This window comes from Virgibacillus necropolis, from assembly GCF_044793635.1.
Taxonomy (GTDB): domain Bacteria; phylum Bacillota; class Bacilli; order Bacillales; family Amphibacillaceae; genus Virgibacillus_F; species Virgibacillus_F necropolis_A.
This window is the reverse complement of the sequence record NZ_CP084992.1, coordinates 3498678-3515803: the sequence shown is the minus strand read 5'-3', so window position 1 is coordinate 3515803 and position 17126 is coordinate 3498678. Positions and strand designations below refer to the sequence as shown.

The following is a 17126-nucleotide window of genomic DNA, read 5'->3' as shown; positions in this document are numbered from 1 at the left end:
AGTTCTCCTCCATTCCTTTCGTTTAATATCAAATAAAAATTCCTTCAATTATACTCTGAATCCACCGCAAAACAACAATGCGCCACAATACTATTCGCAATTTCATCATTGACCTTTGCCCCAAGAAACACAACCCGGTCCTTTAATAACCGTGAATAAATATCATACGAACGTTCTGACATTCGACATCTTGGATATCCCTTTCTTTATGAGACGAATGAAGACTCCTGCGTCAACCATAACGATGAATTCAGCCATTCTGACCTATAAAATGGTATAAATAAGAGATTTCCATTGTTAACTTGAATTGCCACAAGTAAGTATGACACACCTACTCTCGAAATTTGTTGTATTGCTACCCTTGGTCTAGAAACTATTTGAACAGATGTGACGGACATTTGGTGGGGTTCCAACATTTCTTTTTGAAAGAGATCTATTAATTTTTCCGGTTTCCCATTTTGTATTGCAGTGACATACGTTATAACTCTGTGATGGTCCATGTTTAAATCATCTTCATTTTTCATCCGATTTAATCTTTTTCGAGCACGATGGAGAGCTGCCTTAACTGCCCCTTCACTTGTTCCAGTCATCTCTGCGATTTCCTGTGCTGTGTAGTCCATTCCAGACAGCAACATGGCAACACGTTGTTTAGGCGTAAGCTCACGCAACAACATTTCAATTGCACTATACATAACATCCGAATTCATTTCTTTCTTCGCCATTCGTTCAGACATATCCGAATTAAAAACTACATCCGGCTTGCATTTTCGGAATTCATCAATCCATGTATTGGAGGCAATTCGAAATAAATAAGCTTTGGACACAGACTTCGGTGTTCCAATCCAGCTTTTATAAGCCTTGGTCAATGTTTCCTGCATCAGGTCTTCTCCATCCCATGTTGAGTTACTCAATGATTGGCAATAGTTTTCTAAGTCCTTCAGGTATTGTTGAACAGCATTCTCAAACTTTTCATTCGCTACAGCGAGAGTTTTTTGTACATGCGGCCGCATTGCAAATCCACTCCTCAATTTTGGTCTTTCACTTCTTATAAACGAAAAATCAAAACAAAAAGATACGGGTATATAAAAAATTTTTTTGAAAAATGGATGGTCTTTGCTAATTTTGATTATTAATCTTTTATTTAACAAAATAGCCCTTTAAATGAAAAGTGAGCACTGACCTTTATTCCAGAAAGCGCCCGTTCGTATTGTTGAATAGAAATATTTTTTTATTTCGTTCCTTATACGATGATGAAGAGCTTAACCCGATTATAAGTATCCTCAACTTTGTGCGAGTTTAATTGCGCGGTCCATCTCTAGTAATGGTTGATCAAGCGCATCGCCGTGGCCAACCGCTAACAAGGATGGTGAGAGTTCTCTTAATTTACGGGCACTGGACAACGAAACTTGTTTGTTCCATGTTGCTAAAGCTGGGAATGGGTATAGTGGTTTGAACTTTCCAGACACAGCAACACCACCCAGAGTTTGAAATGCATCTCCGACAATCAATGCGCTGTCACGTGTATCAAAAAAAGACATGGAACCCGGTGAATGCCCGGGGGAGGTGATGGCCAAAAGCGAGTTTACCCGGTCATCATTTTGAAGAAGTACATCGGGCTTTGTTTTCAGAGATTTGGGATAGGTGATTTGACGAATCGGCGATTTCGGCTCCCCGGGTTGAGGTTCAGTGTTCCCATAAAATATTTTCATTTCCCGCTCGGGAATCATCACACAGGCATCTGGCAATGCTTCCTTCAAAAGATCCAATGATCCGATATGATCTCCATGGGCATGTGTGAAGACGAGCTTCGTAATCGGTTTTCCAATTTGTTTGGCAACATCCAAAATCCGCTCAGCGTTTCCCGGGTTCGCCGCATCAATCAAAGTCAATTCATCCTCTTCTTCTGACAAAAAACAATTTACTTGAAAAATGAATTGTTTAAAAGTCAGTTGATACAAGAACTCAGACTTCCTTTGATACATCATTTTAACCCCCTATTATTGCTTGTAAGTAAAGGAGGGAGTCACGCAACCCTCGTTTTAACGGTTTCACCAACTATCATGAAACATCATAGATTATCATGGGGAATCAGGGTTACATCATAGAAGATCCCAAAATGATCAATCATTCGACTGGTTTTCAATTACGCGACTTTCACGTAATTATCGATACTTCCTGGATGCTATAAACTGCGATACGGGTAGGAGGACAAGCGAAAGACATAACCCGATAAATAAAAATTCATTGCCGAACTCATTATTTGGATGATAAAGTTTCCGGTCAACCAGCCACAACACGAAAAGTGCGGCTGTCAGAATCCGATAGCTAATTACAGAACTCCGACTTACAATTTGTCTACCCATTTCATCCTTTTTCGCTCTTTCATCATTTCGCCATGTAAAGAGCTGAAAGCTTCCACCCAGCAAAATTACGAACATTAGCATATTCCCCTTAGACAAAAAATCCCCATTCATGAGATCTGACCACGTTAAAACAATGAATAAAATTAGTGAGAAACATATAATTAGAACAAAACTTTTTTTTGTCATTTTACTCACCATCCATTTCATACAAAAATAATTCATCTACAGTGACATCCATTATGGTGGCTAAAGAGAATGCCAGAACGAGACTAGGATCATATTTATTGTTTTCAATCGCATTAATAGTCTGTCTAGATACCTTGCACCTTTGGGCCAAGTCTTCTTGTGACATTTTCTTATTTTTACGTAACTTTTTAATTAGATTTTTCAATACTTTTCACCAACTAAACGTCAAATACATTTTACATATTTAGTGTATGCTAAACCGAAATTAATGTCAAACTTTTTTTACATTTTTTAAAAATGAGTGGGTTAGTTTTCTTACGTTCACAAGAAAACCCCTCTCAGAGAAAGATTTATCCTATGCTCTCAATGAAAATAAAACTGTAAAAGAAATCGAAGCACTTGATGCAGTTTCACCAAGAAATCGCATCAGAAATCTCTTTTCATAGAAACGCAAATGACAAACTATTTCCAAATGGAATTCATTGCCCCATCAGCTGGTTTCCAAATTGCCCGTTCAAAAGTAATATCCTCTAGCACTTTTTCAAGTGGTGGAAACCAGTCTTCTTCATCTAAGCAGCTTGCCCATTGTTGTAACAAAAGTGTCTTTACATCCATTTTCTATTCCCCCCAATTTAATCGCTTTAATAGATAATCCCTTTGGTCATAATTCATTTGCAGTCGTGTTGTTCTGGCATAACTTACAATTTCAAGATGAACCATCTAATTAAATCTATAAGGTAGCCTTTTTACACTACTATCGCATTTTCGACTCCAATTATTACACTTTCGGTTCAATACTCTTACACTTTTCATTCCAATTAAAATGCTAAGCATATGCGTAAAGATAGAGGATCATCCATTTTAGTCCTGACTAACATGGATGATCCTTTGTATTTCCTCAACAAACGTGCCATGGGTTACTGCATTTTACTGTCTGAATCCCAATTTGTTCGATATATAACCGATATCTTCCATTCTATACTTTTCCAATTCAGCATCTAAACTATAAAACACCAAAAATATGGTTATGTTAAAGATTTATTTTACCTTTATTAGACATATGGATTAAGCCCTCATGAATAGTTTGGATATAAAGCCCATTTTGCTAAAACCAACTTGATAAAGAAGATGAAAGGAGTATTTAATTAATATGTTGATGAATTATTTACCTCCTCATTACTCACCATCTCAAATGATTCACGCTATTCAAAAGGGGTTACCAAAAACAAATGCTCCAAAGGATATTATCATTGCTGGGGCTGGTATGTCAGGATTAGTAGCAGGTTCTCTCTTAAAGCAAGCAGGGCATAACGTAAAGATCATCGAGGCGAGGGAGCGTGTTGGAGGTCGTATTTATACGATTCGCACCCCCTTTACAAAAGGGCATTATATGGAAGCCGGTGCGATGCGAATACCTAATACCCACTATTTAGTAATGGAGTATATAAAAAAATTTGGTTTGAACGTCAATCCATTTATTAATTCATCCCCAAACGATCTTATGTACGCAAATGGGGTTAAAATAAGATACTATTTATACAAGCAAAACCCTGCCATTCTGAATTATCCAGTCGCTCCTAATGAAAAAGGAAAAACAGCTAATGAACTTATTCAATTTGCAATCCAGCCGATTATAGATTTTATCAATCAAAACCCCCTGAAAAACTGGCCTATCGTTGTTCAACATTTTGAAAGATATTCGCTCTCCACCTTTTTTCGATATAATCCAACCGGCAAAACATTATCAGACGGTGCAATCGAAATGATTAAAGTATTATCAGATGTAACAGGATTACCAGAACTATCTTTTGTCGAGTTACTTCGAGAATTCATGATTTTATTTAATAAAGAAATTCAATTCTTTGAAATTACCGGTGGTTTAGATCAACTACCTAAAGCGTTTCTACCTGAAATGAATGAAAACATTCATTTCAATCAAGAAATCACCAAAATTGAACAGGGAGAAAATCAGGTAACATTTACTTGTATGGATACAAGAACGGGCAAATTAAGTCAAATTACTGGGGATTTGGCAATTGTAACGCTTCCATTTACAGTACTTCAATTTATAGACATTCAACCTAGAGATTCCTTCTCCTATCACAAATGGAAAGCCATCCGTGAACTTCACTATGTTCCTTCTACTAAAGTAGGAATTCAGTTTAATAATCGGTTTTGGGAAAAACAAGGGTTGTTTGGAGGAAAAACAATCACAGACCTGCGCATCCGTTTAGCACATTATCCAAGTCATGCATTTAATCAGAAAAGTGGCGTTCTTCTAGGGAGTTACACATGGGAGGATGATGCACTGGTTTGGGTAAGTAAATCAGACAAAGAGCGTATAGCACAAGCACTTAATGAATTGGCAGAAATACACGGTCAAGCCATTCGAAATGATTTTGTAACAGGAACCAGTTATAACTGGGTATTAGATCCTTATGCAGCAGGTGCATTCACCTTATTTAAACCCGAACAGGAGACCGAACTTTTTCCGTATCTCGCCACCCCGGAACATAGAGTACATTTTGCAGGTGAACATACAGCCTTAACTCATGGGTGGATTCAAGGGGCAATTGAATCGGGAATACGTGTTTCATTTGAAGTAAATAACCTTGAATCAAGATGAATTCATTTTCACATGAATATCGCCTGATTAAATATATTTATATTAAAACAGATTAAACCTCATTTTTTCAGATTTTATATGGTCTTACATGAACAAAGCCTATTTTCCCTTTATTCATAAGATGAATAAGACTTTTTGTTATTTCTATTGAGCAAAACCGTTGACAAGAATTTTTCAGGAAACATAGTACCGCTACAAAGAACAATCAATTATAAAACATTCGATCAAAATACGAATCTAATATGGATTGCATATATGAACGAAAATATTACATTGGCAGTTACGGAGTTGAAAAAAATATTGAAAGAGCTTAAGGAAAGCCTATACTGTTCATATACATCCTTCGCAGATTAAAATTATAATGAGTGTCCTTACACATCTAACCTAGTTTTGTATAAAAGTCCGAGGCTACGGGCAAAAGAAGGGATGAAATGGAACGGGCTAAAAAACGGAAAACAAAAAAAGATAAAAACCTAGAATGGAGAAAGTAATGAAAAGCTTTGAATATGGTGATGAAAAAATAAGCGATAGAGAAATTATGATTGCTGTACCCTCCATTGTGATTAGTGTAGGAATTCTTTCATTACCAAGGAATCTGGCAACTACATCTGTCGCTTCAGATGGTTGGATAGCTATCCTTGTTGGTGGAGCACTTGCAGTACTAATTACATGGTTATTAGCTAAACTGGCGATTAGATTTCCAAATCAATCCTTTTTCACGTTTACATCTAACATCCTGTCAACACCTGTGGCAATCATTATCTCGATATTATTTGCTGTAATATGGTTAAGTGTTGCGGCACATCAGGTCCGTAGTATTGCAGATGTTTCCAATCTGTATTTGCTTTACCACACGCCTGTCGAGGTGACCGCACTTTGTTTTCTTCTTGTAGTTGTTTACGCTGTTTCGGGCTCTAGAGCAGGGTTATTTCGATTAAATATGCTGTTCTTACCGATTATTCTTTTTATTGCCCTAACAGTTTTTGCATTTAATTTAAAATGGTTTGAACCGAACCTATTGTTACCAATGTTTGAAACAGACATGCAGGGTTATCTAAAGGGATTACATACAGGAGTGGGCTCTTATGCAGGATTTGTCATTATTTTATTTTATATAGGATTAGTGGACAATCCAAAGAAAACTCCTAAAATGGCTGCAATGGGAATGTGTATACCTATAGTTTTGTACATGATGCTTTTTATTATATGTATTGGCGTATTTGGTAATGCGGTAACGTCTAACCTATTATACCCAACTATAGAGTTAGCTAAGACCGTAGAAATACCAGGAGGATTTTTTGAACGGTTTGAGTCTGTCTTTTTTATTATCTGGATTATGGCCATCTTTAATACAACTACAATGGCGTTGGATATCGCTGTACTTTCACTCAACTCTATCTTTAAGCATACAAAAAAAGTGAAAATAGTGTTCATATTAGCACCGATTGTATATGGCATCAGTATGTTTCCACAAAACTTAATTGAGGTATCTTTACTTGGAACAATTGTCAGTAATACGGCATTTATTTATACCCTTTTTATTGCGTTAGCACTGTTTGTTGTTTCTAAACTAAAGGGGAAACGGATTGGAAAATGAAAAATCTATTCGCTTATCATTTGCTCGTTTGTCTTCTTATTAACAGGGTGTTGGGATCAAGTAGCTATTGTAGAATGCGGATTTTTCAAGGGACAAATAGATATGGTCGACCTATAGTCGGATAACTATAATGTTTTTCGGTTCCATTAATAATTCATACATGTACATGCTGTCCTTACCCTACCTAAGTTATTATTAAACAGCAGATAAAATTAAAATAAAATAAAATATAGGCATTCTTATTCAAAACGCTGACCCTTCTATTTTATGAGGGATTGGCGTTTTATTTTTTAAAAGGAAAGAAACTTTGGCGTTAATCTGTCTAGCGCAAGCACCCTAGCCCGCCTGAGGTTTTAAGTCAAATCTCTTTGTGATAAAAATCATCACTAAGAGATTCGTCTTAAACTTGTCGGGGCTGACCAAGGCGCTTGCGCTTTTCTTATGGCTTGTTACATTTAAGAATTATTTAAGACTTTAGAAAGATACTATTAATTTTTCATCCTTATGATAATGACATAGACAAAATATGCAAGTACAGGAACGAGGTGAAATGGGTAAGTGAGAACAATGATGTTCGTTATATTGGGGTGGATTGGCGGTCATTTATTAGGCAGTGGGGCAGTAAAACTAAAAAGAATAAGGGAGAGATAATATGTTTTTAGCTTTTAAGGAATTAAAACGATCCAAACTAAGGTACACATTACTCGGCTTAATTATGGTAGCCATTTTATTCCTGTTATTCTTCATTACTGGTTTAGCAAATGGTTTATCCTATGCTGATAGTTCTTCATTAGAAAACTTAGCAACAGAATATGCCATTATAGATGAAGAATCTGACGGTGCAATTATTAATTCGGAACTGGCACCAGAACAGGCAGATACAATACAGAAAAAACTTGATGATAAATCTTCACCCTTAGCAATTACCATGTCTGAATTGGTTGGAGAGCAAGATGATAAGATAGGCGTTGTTTACTTCTCTGTGAATACAGAGAAATATCCCAATATGGGCGTTTTAGAAGGAAAAGATATTAGTGAGTTATCAGGAAACGAAGTTATTGTAAGTGAAAGTTTAAAGAAAGACGGATACGAATTAGGAGACAAGATTGAGGATAAAACATCTGGAAAGACAATGACTATTGCAGGTTTTATAGAAAAACAGACATATACATTCCTGCCAGTTATCTATGCTGATTTTGAATTAGGAATGCATAAAATATTTACAGACAAACCTTCTTATAATGCGATAGTGTATACAGGATCTAAAGTGACAATTGAAGAATATGACACCATGACAAAAGAAGAATTGGTTAAATCCATGCCAGGTTATACGGAAACACAGGGATCATTTATGGTAATGAAGTTATTTATGTTTATTATCTCTGGCTTTGTTTCCACAGTATTTTTCTATGTCATTACCATTCAAAAAACAAGTCAATTTGGTGTGTTGAAAGCTGTTGGAGCGAATACAAAGTATATTGCTAAGAGCATTATGATTCAAGTGGTTTTGCTTACCGTAATAAGTCTGGTATTCAGTGTACTGGCCATAACTGGAATGGTGCAAGTATTGCCGGAAGGTATGCCATTTAAAACCTCTGCCGCACTGATTTTAAGTACAGGAGCATTATTTTTAGGTTTAAATCTAGCAGGATCGCTATTATCTGTATTTAAAGTCACCAAAATCGATGCGTTGGAAGCAATTGGAAAGGTGGAATAACTATGGCTAAAGAAATTTTAAAGTTGGATAAGGTCACTAAAGTATTTGGAGATGGGGATACCTCGGTAAAAGTATTGAAAGACATATCATTTAACTTAAATAAGGGAGAATTAATGGCCGTAGTTGGCCCCTCTGGTTCAGGTAAAAGTACACTCCTTTCCATTATCGGAGCTTTATTGACACCTACAAACGGTAAGGTGTTCTTGAATGAAGAGGATATCACAGCGTTTAAATCTGCAAAATTAACTTCCAAAAGATTAGAAGAAATCGGGTTTATATTTCAATCAGCGCATTTAATTCCGTATTTAACTATAATAGATCAGTTAATGCTAATTGGAAATATTAGAAAAGAGAGCAAGAAAAAGAACTTGAAAAAGGCGAAAGAATTAATAAATGATCTGGGCATAAGTCATCGGTTAGACAAGTATCCGCAAAGTCTCTCTGGCGGTGAAAAACAGAGAGCCGCTATCGGCAGGGCCTTTATGAATGATCCCTCATTAATATTGGCTGATGAACCTACCGCCAGTTTGGATTCCGAACGCGGGAGAAAGGTTGTCGAAATGATATCCTATGAAGTGAAATCAAGGAATAAAGCAGCCATTATGGTGACACACGATGAAAGAATGCTCGACGTATGTGACCGAGTTTTGCACATAGAGGATGGACAAATATTCGAAAAAGGACACTATAAAAGTTAGATAATAATAGGCTATCAATTTTTGATAGCCTAATTTTTAGATATCCTTCTTTTCATTGTCTTTAATCAATCAACATCTTCCAAATCAAGCCAGGAAAGCATTTCGCGAACAACCGTATTGATTTTCTCATTGACTGCATCATTACCAAATTTAACTTTAGCTTTTTCTATCTGATCAACTACTTTATCGTCGAAACTAATAAGCTCACGATCGCCTTCCATTTCATTAAATAAATCGATCATTGCATCGTTTCCCTGCTGTATCTGATCAATGGCATCACTATATTTTTTATAATCATTTTCGTTTGCCTTCATTTGTATCACCCAATTTGTAAAGAAAAAGAAAAGCATTCCTTTTTCAATTATTAAGGCCCTTTTCGTACGCATTGTTGCTTTTTCATCTTCATACGCATTGTTGCTTTTTCATCTTCATAGTTGATATAAACTGTGACGTAACTTCTCTGTATTACTGGTAACGGAAACAAGTTACATAGGCAGCCGCAGCCCGTATACACTTCGCTTTCCGCGGGCGGCTGGTGAGCCTCCTTGTGCTATCGCACTACGTAGTCTCACCGATGCCTTTCCTCCCGCAGGAGTCTACGTGTATACGGGCTGCTGGTATAATTTTTGCCAATAATAGAATGCATTAGTTGGAAGAAATGACAAAGAATTCATACGTAAATAGCTTTACCAGTCCAGCATCGTTCCGGGCGGTGACTCCTGCGGGAACAGCACGTGTCCGAAGACCCCGCAGAGTGGAAGATGATGAGGGCCGTGCCCGTGGAAAGCATCCACCCGGAGCGATCCTGGACGGCAGCAGTAGCACATGTCATTGGAAATAAACCTTAGTTACGTCACAGTCTATATCTATTCTTCCATAAGCAACAATCTTTACGAAAACAGCCATTATTAAAGATAGATGGGGCTACTCAACCATTCTACAATCAAATATCAAATACAACAGCACATAGACCCGACAGATCCGTTATTTATTATTGTCATCCCTACATAAACTGGGCCAGGCATGTTTATACGCAAATCACCCTTGATATTGAATCAACCGAATTATAAACTCTTTCAAATCCACAACACGTGTAAATATTGGTTTCTCGGAGGTTCCAGCAATCATCAGTGGTACAAAAGATTCTTGTTTGTGTAAGGAACCGTGTGCTGCACCAGAAAGGTGGGATGGTGTAGCTTGCGCTTTAAATTCACAACCTGGTTTAGCATTAACGACAATGAAACGCCCCGAGTGAGAGTGCAAAACACTATGTAACCGAATTAATGCATCAGGGTAATCACCATAGGACAACACTTTTTCATTTGTCAGGTTCAAATCCAGAAGCTCTGGATTCCCTTCCATACTCCATGTTTGATCATACACATCCTTATATTCCCCGCCTGGACGATAGTGCAATGAACCTTTTCTCATACCGGATTCAACATGAATAAGGTCTCCGTTCTTCCAGGCTATGATATCGATCCGTTGATCATTTTTGAGCTTTTCGACAACTGCAGACAGTGGAAGCTGTTCATCCAATACATAAATATATGCCATACGCTGGTTTACACAAAGGACGAGCTGATCTTTCTTAGATACAGAACGTTCTAATCGGGAGATACGATATTTTTTCAATGTTTTGCGTAAATCAATGGTAAAGTCACGGTACCTTTTTCCTGTTGGTGAGTGACCGTTATCACCCATCACCAGCCATACATTTCGATTGAGTGCCTCCTCCCAGCTAGGGTACAAGTTCAATACTTTTTGAATTTCCTTGTCAATCTTGGTGATCCCTTTGATATCCATCGGTCCTTTTAAGTGAATTCGGGCATCCAAATCCTGAAATACACAAAAAGTAAAACCCGGAAGTTTGTTCTTACGAATTAAATACCTGAGCTCCCGAGCTGTAAATTTATAATTTCCGGCAGCTATTTGCGTTGCGACTCCCCATGGTCTTAATTTGGAAAAAGTCCCCAAAGAGAAAATATTTGTTGCTTCAGTTGTCCACTCACCATTTTTAAATCGGGTCAGTGTAGTGAATAACCGTGGTACACGTAAACGTTGCGGTGTGTTTCCGCGATAGACGAAGGAATTAATGGACGCTGAGGCTATCCCTCTGTCAGCTAATTCTTCATAGATTGTAGTGACTTCACTGCTCATATGTTCATTATTCAGTCGGTAGATCATGTTATGGATAGAACGCCGCATCCCCAACCTAAACGTTTCCCGGAAACCCGTCCCGTAGTTAATAATTTCTTTTCGGGAATCATCAAACCAGTTTAAACCAGGTATATGGTGTTTGTCCGCATATGAACCTGTCAAAAGACTGCTGTCAATCGTTACGGACATTGTCGGAAATGAAGTCACCATATTTGGAATATAATTGCCATTTTCCATCAAATATTGTAAAGCAGGAGCTTGTCCGGTTTGGATAGCTACTTCCAATGGTTCGGGCATCAATGAGTCAATGTTCAGCAGAATTACAGGTTTTAGCGACTTTGGGTTTTGCTTCATATTGTTATCATCCTCACAATCATATTCCCTTTATACCATATCCTACTGAATGGTTATACTGTATTTTATACAACTTAGAATTACACAAGATGAAATTAATATTCAAGATAGTGAAGCTAACTCTTAAGAGTTTAGGAAAAGGATTCAAATAAAAAAGTGCTTATCTAAAAATATTGGTATAAATAAAACGCCTGGATCAAACTTTAACAGAGTCAGTTTTGAAGTACTAAAACAAAATAACACATTACAACACTTCAAGACCGTAAATAACAAATTAAAAAATTATGGGATTAAATCATTAATAAACGCTACATCACGTTAATATTGTTAACTTTAAACTAGAGAATGCTTGTTGAACTATAGCACCATATAGTTTAAGTAGAACCTTCACAATCTCTTTTACACTTTAACTTAATCCAATCCCATAAATGTATTTTTCTAGAATCTGACTCATACCAAAAGAAGCCTTCTTATTAAAGAAAAGCGCCCGATTGTCTAAATAGTTGAGTATTTATAAGACTACTTTGTTTATATTAATAACTTATTTGTGTTTAAAAATAACTAAATTACATTTTTCACATCTAAAAGCTGGGGTTTTACTTATTTTTAAAAAAGCATCATTTATTAATACCTCTTCACTTCCAAAATCAGCGAAGATTGAATCAGCCGACTCTGACCAACAAATTCTGCGAGGAGAAAAAATATACCCCTGCTTCAGCTCATTGCTGCATTCAGGACATATTACATTATCGTTCATATTTAGTCACAACACCTTTCACATTTCCATTTTATTCACCTACTACTTTTCTTCTTAAAGAAACCTGCTGTGTTAGCTCAAGATCCTTTTAATTTAATTTAACATAATATTCCGAACAATTTTTAATAAAGACGATCAAATTGATTATCGCCTTGTTCAACTCTTGCACCATTTAATTAACTAAGGAAGCCAAAAATTCACCTATACGTATTTCCATAACTTCTATTTTATGTTCTTCATTTAAATTTGCTTGTCCAGTTACTGTTTCAATTTCTGATTTTTCGCTTCCTTCTTTTTGGTACTGCAATTCTACGGTGAAATCATAAATTATCTCTTCAGATTCTGTTTTCTCATATTCGATATTTTTTACTTTAAAGTTGTAATCATATTTCATTGCTTGAATCAGTATTCCAGAACCATTATTTTGACTTACAAATTCCACATAGGATGTTTCAGTTGCAAAATATTCTTCAAAATGGTCTATATCATATTGTACTAAGTCTTCCACTTCCTCATTATTAAATATTTTCTTCAATTCATCATTTGGTCCTGTAAGAGCTTTCTGTAATACGGATTCAATTGTCTCTATATTTTCATCCTGAGTTTCCTGCTCTGGATTTCCTGTGCAACCAGATGTCAATAAAAGAAGTGAAGCGAATAAAGCGATTACAAATAATTTATACGTTTGTTTTTTCATATAAAATCCCCCTTTTTAAGTAATACGATGAATTACGTTAATAAGTTTTAAAAAAATATAATATTCATACATATTTCATATTTTCACAAAATTTCCCTTTTTAAAATATTCCGTCGGCGGTACTATCGATGATATTAGGTATTGTTTTCGCTAGTCCAACCCCCTTTTAATACAACCCTTATTCAACTATCCTGCTGCGATAGTACAATAAGAAAAAGATGTTTCGTACAATGTTCTTCCACAACTTTTGCACCAAGTTAGCTGAAGAAAACCAATATCAGTCCCGTAAAAAAGACCAATGCAACAATTAAGTAGGCATAGCCGAGTTTCTTGTCACCGTCTTTTTCTTTAACCTTTTCTATCCCGAATAGTAAATACATTAAAGCTAGAAACGAAGAGATTATATTCATCGAAAAGTCGATACTATCAATAAAAAAATGGTAAAAACTTGTACTCAATACTCCTATCGCAATAATTAAATTTAATTTTCGTAATACTTTCAAAGAATCTTCCTCCCTTCTTCCACAATCCTGCTACATTAGTTTAAATGTAATCTGTAATCGTTCACAATCTCTGTATATTTTAACATAAATATTCAAAATACCCAGTTAATTAAGGGTTATTATTTAAGACTGTATTTCTTTCAAAATATACTTTTATCTGTACAACAAACTGTAAATCGACTTTTATATCAGCAGGTATTTTGGCATAGTAATTATAAATCGTTTTAGCACTACTTTTATGGCATTGACAATAAATATTGTCATTTTGCTATTTATGGTGTTATTTCAAATGATAATTATTCATTTAAAAGCTGGTGTGTCAATAAAAAATAGCGTACTAAATCTTGTGCGATTTAGTACGCTAAATATAATGTGATTTTATATTTTCTCTACCATAAGTGAAGTACTTAGTAAATCAACAATGCCTTTCACAAGTGCTACATATTTTCCGCTTTATTCACATACTGCCGTTTATTATCTGCCATACCCGCTAAACAAATCGTTGCAGGATCACGATCTATATCCAATTCCACTGTTGAGCCATCAGTTGGAAGTGTTTCCTGGAAAATCTGTTCATACTCAGCAACAGTAATTTCCTTTCGTGCAGAAAATAGTTTGATATGATTTTCAACGTGTAAATGTTCCCGATAATCTGGTTGTAGTAAACCAGTAAAGAACTCCCCTACTGCCCCAGAACCATAGCTGAATAGTCCAATTCGTGAACCTGCATCCATATCCTCTTTACGTGCAAGTAGAGATAGGAAACTTAAATACAACGACCCGGTATAAATATTCCCAACATTTCTATTGTATCTTGCACTGATTTTATAGTTTTTCTGTAGCCGGTCCTTCACATCTTCCGTTCCTTCTTCCAGAACCGTACGTAATGCTTTAAGTCCCATCTTTGTATATGGCAAGTGGTAGCAGATTGCTTCAAAATCTTTCAACTCTAAACCTGTCTTCGTTTTGTACTGCTCCCAGACTTTTGAAAAGAATGCAATGTATTGTTCATTTGATAATTTTCCGTCCACAAACGCTTTGTCAGAATACACCGGACGCCAGAAATCCATAATGTCAGTGGTGAAATAAACACTTTCGTCTTCCAATACCATGATGCTAGGATCTGCACTAATCACAATCGCAACCGCGCCTGCGCCTTGCGTTGCTTCCCCTGAAGTATTCAAGCCATATCTCGCAATATCGGACCCCAGAACCAATACCTTGCTTTCCGGGTTTAATGCAACATGCCCTTTTGCCATTTGAATACCAGCAGTCGCTCCATAACATGCCTGCTTTACTTCAATAGCTCTAGCATATGGGTTTAACCCCAACAAATCATGAACGTAAACTGCTGCCGATTTGGAGCTATCGATGCCTGTCTCTGTTCCGAATATAACAAAGTCAATTTCCTTTTTATCTTTTTCGTCTAAAATTTCAAGCGCCGCATTTGCTGCCAGCGTAACCGGATCCTGCGTGATTGGAGGTACTGCCATTTTCTCCTGTCCAATACCGATTGTAAATTTTTCAGGATCAATATTTCTGCTCTCTGCTAATTTATTCATATCAACATATATATGAGGTATGTAGAAACCTATTTTATCAATTCCTATTTCCATGACTAGTTCTCCTTTGCTTACAACCTATCCCAAGCATATGTAAATTGGGTAATTTACAGTTTACTATAAATGAATGAAGAATTAAATCTTGATGAATCCTCTTTACTTTTAAAATCGTAACTTTATGGCAGTTTGGTGTCGTATGATGGGAGTAATTTTGGAAAAAACAATGGATTAAATGCCACCAAATGCTTGTCTGATTTCGATTATAATAGTGAGGAAGTGTACACTATTTAATTAAAAAAATTTAGCCATCAGAACCAAATCCTGATAACCATTTTTCAACTTAACACCTTTTACTTTTCTTCCTTCTTCTGTAAATCCATTGTCTTTATATAACTTGATTGCCCCTTTATTGTCTTCCATCACCTCAAGACAAACCTTCTCTATCTCATTGTTATTTTCTGCCCATACAAGTAAACTATGTATCCTCGGATACATATAATATAAAAGTTAAGCTAAATGTTTAACAATTCCCAAAAATACATTAATAAAGACTGAACGGTGCACTAACACCATTCAGCCTGAGTACAATAGCCCTTCAAGAGGGCGACTCAAAATAAAGAATGAAAAAATAATCACCTCAATTGCCTGTTAGGCATATGGGTGGTTATTTTTTTGGGGAATCAAAATATTAACCAAGATTAGCTACCCATTTTCCGACGATTATTACTAGGCTTCTTCGTTTGTTGACTTTTCATGTGTGGCATGGAACCACTCATGTTGGTTTTATTTTTGTTATTACTTTGCGCTTGTTTTTTCTTTTCCAGATGCTGCTGGATCTTCTCTTGCATACTTAATTTCTTTTCGTTAGACATTAAAGTTGTCTCCTCTACTATTTCCGTTACTTTTTTATTATAATACAAAAATGAAATTTATAGCTACTTATTTTCTCCAAGTGGGGTTGATGTACAAATGGTTTAGTTAATTACTCCAAAACTGGGTACTACTAAAAAAATGAGTTCCCGGTTAATCATAATTTTCTAGACCATAATGTTATACACAGTAATCCAAGCAAAAAATTTGCATGTTACACAATAAGGTTTTAGAATAGTATTAAGTAACATAGATTAAGGAGAACAATCATATGGAATATGTAGTGGCTTTAAAAGATGTAAAACAAATCAATTCTATGAAAAGATATTTAAAAAAACGTTCAGAACGAGACTATGTCCTCTTTGTCTTTGGTATAAATACTGGCTTAAAGATCACGGAAATGTTGGATTTAATGGTTGGAGATGTTTTGGAAAAAGAAGACCAAATAAAGGATTTCTGCTTGCTTCCTTATAAAGAATCTAATAAGGAAGTGTATCTCAATCAAAAAGTAAAAAAAGCCATTTTACACTACATCCAATCCAGTCATTTGAACAGCGAAGACTATTTATTTCAGTCCTCTAATAGCCAAAAACCAATCACTCGCCAACAAGCTTACCGTATTATTCATCATGCCGCTAAAGCCGTTAACATAGAGGGAAACATTGGGACTAACTCTATGCGCAAAACTTTTGGGCTACATGCCTATAAACGAGGTGTTGCCATCTCACTTCTTCAGAAACACTTTAATCATTCAACTCCTTCTGAAACGCGTAAATACCTTGGAATTTCTAAAGATGAAAAAATTAGAACAGAAATTGATGTAAACCTATGAAATTAAGTAACCTTAATCCATTACTACAAGCAATTAAAGGAGGAAAAACAGTGATGTAATATATTAAACTACGTTTCTTCTAAACTAAGAAGGTGTTCTGAATTACTTGTGCGTGTTTTTCTTTCTAAAAAGCACATATTTTCCTCAGTATGAATTGTTCAACAATCGTACGCACGTCAAGTACTGCTATAAACACATTAACGC

17 protein-coding genes and 2 pseudogenes are annotated in these 17126 nt (G+C 35.9%); 5 read left to right on the top strand and 14 right to left on the bottom strand.

Annotation, left to right across the window (positions count from 1 at the left end; all coding sequences use genetic code 11):
- Nucleotides 1–68: 68 nt before the first annotated feature.
- The 6 genes and pseudogenes from LG329_RS17435 to LG329_RS17410 form a co-directional block, all read right to left on the bottom strand.
- Nucleotides 69–182: pseudogene (locus LG329_RS17435) on the bottom strand (ATP-dependent Clp protease proteolytic subunit); the annotation flags it as partial.
- A gap of 24 nt (nucleotides 183–206) precedes the next feature.
- Entirely contained in the window at nucleotides 207–1010 is an 804-nt protein-coding gene (locus LG329_RS17430) for an RNA polymerase sigma factor (RefSeq protein WP_404452103.1), read from the bottom strand.
- A gap of 270 nt (nucleotides 1011–1280) precedes the next feature.
- On the bottom strand, nucleotides 1281–1982 hold the full coding sequence (locus LG329_RS17425; RefSeq protein WP_404452102.1) for an MBL fold metallo-hydrolase: 702 nt from the start codon (nucleotides 1980–1982) through the stop codon (nucleotides 1281–1283).
- Nucleotides 1983–2162: 180 nt separating this feature from the next.
- Entirely contained in the window at nucleotides 2163–2438 is a 276-nt protein-coding gene (locus tag LG329_RS17420; RefSeq protein ID WP_404452100.1) for a hypothetical protein, read from the bottom strand.
- Nucleotides 2439–2550: 112 nt separating this feature from the next.
- Nucleotides 2551–2715 carry a helix-turn-helix transcriptional regulator gene (locus LG329_RS17415; protein ID WP_404456752.1) on the bottom strand — a complete coding sequence of 55 codons (165 nt, stop codon included), beginning with the start codon at nucleotides 2713–2715 and terminating at the stop codon, nucleotides 2551–2553.
- 296 nt (nucleotides 2716–3011) lie between these two features.
- Entirely contained in the window at nucleotides 3012–3164 is a 153-nt protein-coding gene (locus LG329_RS17410) for a hypothetical protein (protein ID WP_404452099.1), read from the bottom strand.
- Nucleotides 3165–3699: 535 nt separating this feature from the next.
- Here LG329_RS17410 and LG329_RS17405 point away from each other — a divergent pair.
- The 4 genes from LG329_RS17405 (at nucleotide 3700) to LG329_RS17390 (ending at nucleotide 9187) form a co-directional block, all read left to right on the top strand.
- Nucleotides 3700–5175 (top strand): flavin monoamine oxidase family protein, encoded by a 1476-nt coding sequence (locus tag LG329_RS17405; protein WP_404452098.1) that lies wholly within the window; start codon nucleotides 3700–3702, stop codon nucleotides 5173–5175.
- A gap of 490 nt (nucleotides 5176–5665) precedes the next feature.
- Nucleotides 5666–6772 (top strand): endospore germination permease, encoded by a 1107-nt coding sequence (locus LG329_RS17400; protein WP_404452097.1) that lies wholly within the window; start codon nucleotides 5666–5668, stop codon nucleotides 6770–6772.
- 652 nt (nucleotides 6773–7424) lie between these two features.
- Complete coding sequence (locus LG329_RS17395) at nucleotides 7425–8489, top strand: ABC transporter permease (protein WP_404452096.1); 1065 nt, start codon at nucleotides 7425–7427, stop codon at nucleotides 8487–8489.
- Nucleotides 8490–8491: 2 nt separating this feature from the next.
- On the top strand, nucleotides 8492–9187 hold the full coding sequence (locus LG329_RS17390; RefSeq protein WP_404452095.1) for an ABC transporter ATP-binding protein: 696 nt from the start codon (nucleotides 8492–8494) through the stop codon (nucleotides 9185–9187).
- Nucleotides 9188–9252: 65 nt separating this feature from the next.
- Here the strand turns inward: LG329_RS17390 and LG329_RS17385 are convergent, their stop codons facing one another.
- The 8 genes and pseudogenes from LG329_RS17385 to LG329_RS17350 form a co-directional block, all read right to left on the bottom strand.
- Nucleotides 9253–9573 (bottom strand): atypical membrane-integrating protein (Mistic protein), encoded by a 321-nt coding sequence (locus tag LG329_RS17385; RefSeq protein WP_404452094.1) that lies wholly within the window; start codon nucleotides 9571–9573, stop codon nucleotides 9253–9255.
- A gap of 652 nt (nucleotides 9574–10225) precedes the next feature.
- Nucleotides 10226–11701 carry an alkaline phosphatase family protein gene (locus tag LG329_RS17380; RefSeq protein ID WP_404452093.1) on the bottom strand — a complete coding sequence of 492 codons (1476 nt, stop codon included), beginning with the start codon at nucleotides 11699–11701 and terminating at the stop codon, nucleotides 10226–10228.
- A 541-nt stretch (nucleotides 11702–12242) separates the two neighbouring features.
- On the bottom strand, nucleotides 12243–12458 hold the full coding sequence (locus LG329_RS17375; protein WP_404452092.1) for a PF20097 family protein: 216 nt from the start codon (nucleotides 12456–12458) through the stop codon (nucleotides 12243–12245).
- A 172-nt stretch (nucleotides 12459–12630) separates the two neighbouring features.
- A complete protein-coding gene (locus LG329_RS17370; RefSeq protein ID WP_404452091.1) occupies nucleotides 12631–13155 on the bottom strand; it encodes a hypothetical protein in 525 nt (174 codons plus the stop codon).
- 257 nt (nucleotides 13156–13412) lie between these two features.
- A complete protein-coding gene (locus LG329_RS17365) occupies nucleotides 13413–13658 on the bottom strand; it encodes a hypothetical protein (protein ID WP_404452090.1) in 246 nt (81 codons plus the stop codon).
- A gap of 437 nt (nucleotides 13659–14095) precedes the next feature.
- A complete protein-coding gene (locus LG329_RS17360) occupies nucleotides 14096–15274 on the bottom strand; it encodes a hydroxymethylglutaryl-CoA synthase (protein WP_404452089.1) in 1179 nt (392 codons plus the stop codon).
- 237 nt (nucleotides 15275–15511) lie between these two features.
- Nucleotides 15512–15694, bottom strand: a pseudogene (locus LG329_RS17355) (GNAT family N-acetyltransferase); the annotation flags it as partial.
- A 224-nt stretch (nucleotides 15695–15918) separates the two neighbouring features.
- A complete protein-coding gene (locus LG329_RS17350; RefSeq protein ID WP_404452088.1) occupies nucleotides 15919–16092 on the bottom strand; it encodes a hypothetical protein in 174 nt (57 codons plus the stop codon).
- A 269-nt stretch (nucleotides 16093–16361) separates the two neighbouring features.
- Here LG329_RS17350 and LG329_RS17345 point away from each other — a divergent pair, with 269 nt between their 5' ends.
- Entirely contained in the window at nucleotides 16362–16922 is a 561-nt protein-coding gene (locus LG329_RS17345) for a tyrosine-type recombinase/integrase (RefSeq protein ID WP_404452087.1), read from the top strand.
- Nucleotides 16923–17126 lie beyond the last annotated feature (204 nt).

Excerpts from the sequence above, each read along its gene's own strand:
- LG329_RS17430 (WP_404452103.1), bottom strand. The coding sequence starts at position 1,010 with ATGCGGCCGCATGTACAAAAAACTCTCGCTGTAGCGAATGAAAAGTTT.
- LG329_RS17425 (WP_404452102.1), bottom strand. The coding sequence starts at position 1,982 with ATGTATCAAAGGAAGTCTGAGTTCTTGTATCAACTGACTTTTAAACAA.
- LG329_RS17420 (WP_404452100.1), bottom strand. The coding sequence starts at position 2,438 with ATGTTCGTAATTTTGCTGGGTGGAAGCTTTCAGCTCTTTACATGGCGA.
- LG329_RS17415 (WP_404456752.1), bottom strand. The coding sequence starts at position 2,715 with ATGTCACAAGAAGACTTGGCCCAAAGGTGCAAGGTATCTAGACAGACT.
- LG329_RS17410 (WP_404452099.1), bottom strand. The coding sequence starts at position 3,164 with ATGGATGTAAAGACACTTTTGTTACAACAATGGGCAAGCTGCTTAGAT.
- LG329_RS17405 (WP_404452098.1), top strand. The coding sequence starts at position 3,700 with ATGTTGATGAATTATTTACCTCCTCATTACTCACCATCTCAAATGATT.
- LG329_RS17400 (WP_404452097.1), top strand. The coding sequence starts at position 5,666 with ATGAAAAGCTTTGAATATGGTGATGAAAAAATAAGCGATAGAGAAATT.
- LG329_RS17395 (WP_404452096.1), top strand. The coding sequence starts at position 7,425 with ATGTTTTTAGCTTTTAAGGAATTAAAACGATCCAAACTAAGGTACACA.
- LG329_RS17390 (WP_404452095.1), top strand. The coding sequence starts at position 8,492 with ATGGCTAAAGAAATTTTAAAGTTGGATAAGGTCACTAAAGTATTTGGA.
- LG329_RS17385 (WP_404452094.1), bottom strand. The coding sequence starts at position 9,573 with ATGCGTACGAAAAGGGCCTTAATAATTGAAAAAGGAATGCTTTTCTTT.
- LG329_RS17380 (WP_404452093.1), bottom strand. The coding sequence starts at position 11,701 with ATGAAGCAAAACCCAAAGTCGCTAAAACCTGTAATTCTGCTGAACATT.
- LG329_RS17375 (WP_404452092.1), bottom strand. The coding sequence starts at position 12,458 with ATGAACGATAATGTAATATGTCCTGAATGCAGCAATGAGCTGAAGCAG.
- LG329_RS17370 (WP_404452091.1), bottom strand. The coding sequence starts at position 13,155 with ATGAAAAAACAAACGTATAAATTATTTGTAATCGCTTTATTCGCTTCA.
- LG329_RS17360 (WP_404452089.1), bottom strand. The coding sequence starts at position 15,274 with ATGGAAATAGGAATTGATAAAATAGGTTTCTACATACCTCATATATAT.
- LG329_RS17350 (WP_404452088.1), bottom strand. The coding sequence starts at position 16,092 with ATGTCTAACGAAAAGAAATTAAGTATGCAAGAGAAGATCCAGCAGCAT.
- LG329_RS17345 (WP_404452087.1), top strand. The coding sequence starts at position 16,362 with ATGGAATATGTAGTGGCTTTAAAAGATGTAAAACAAATCAATTCTATG.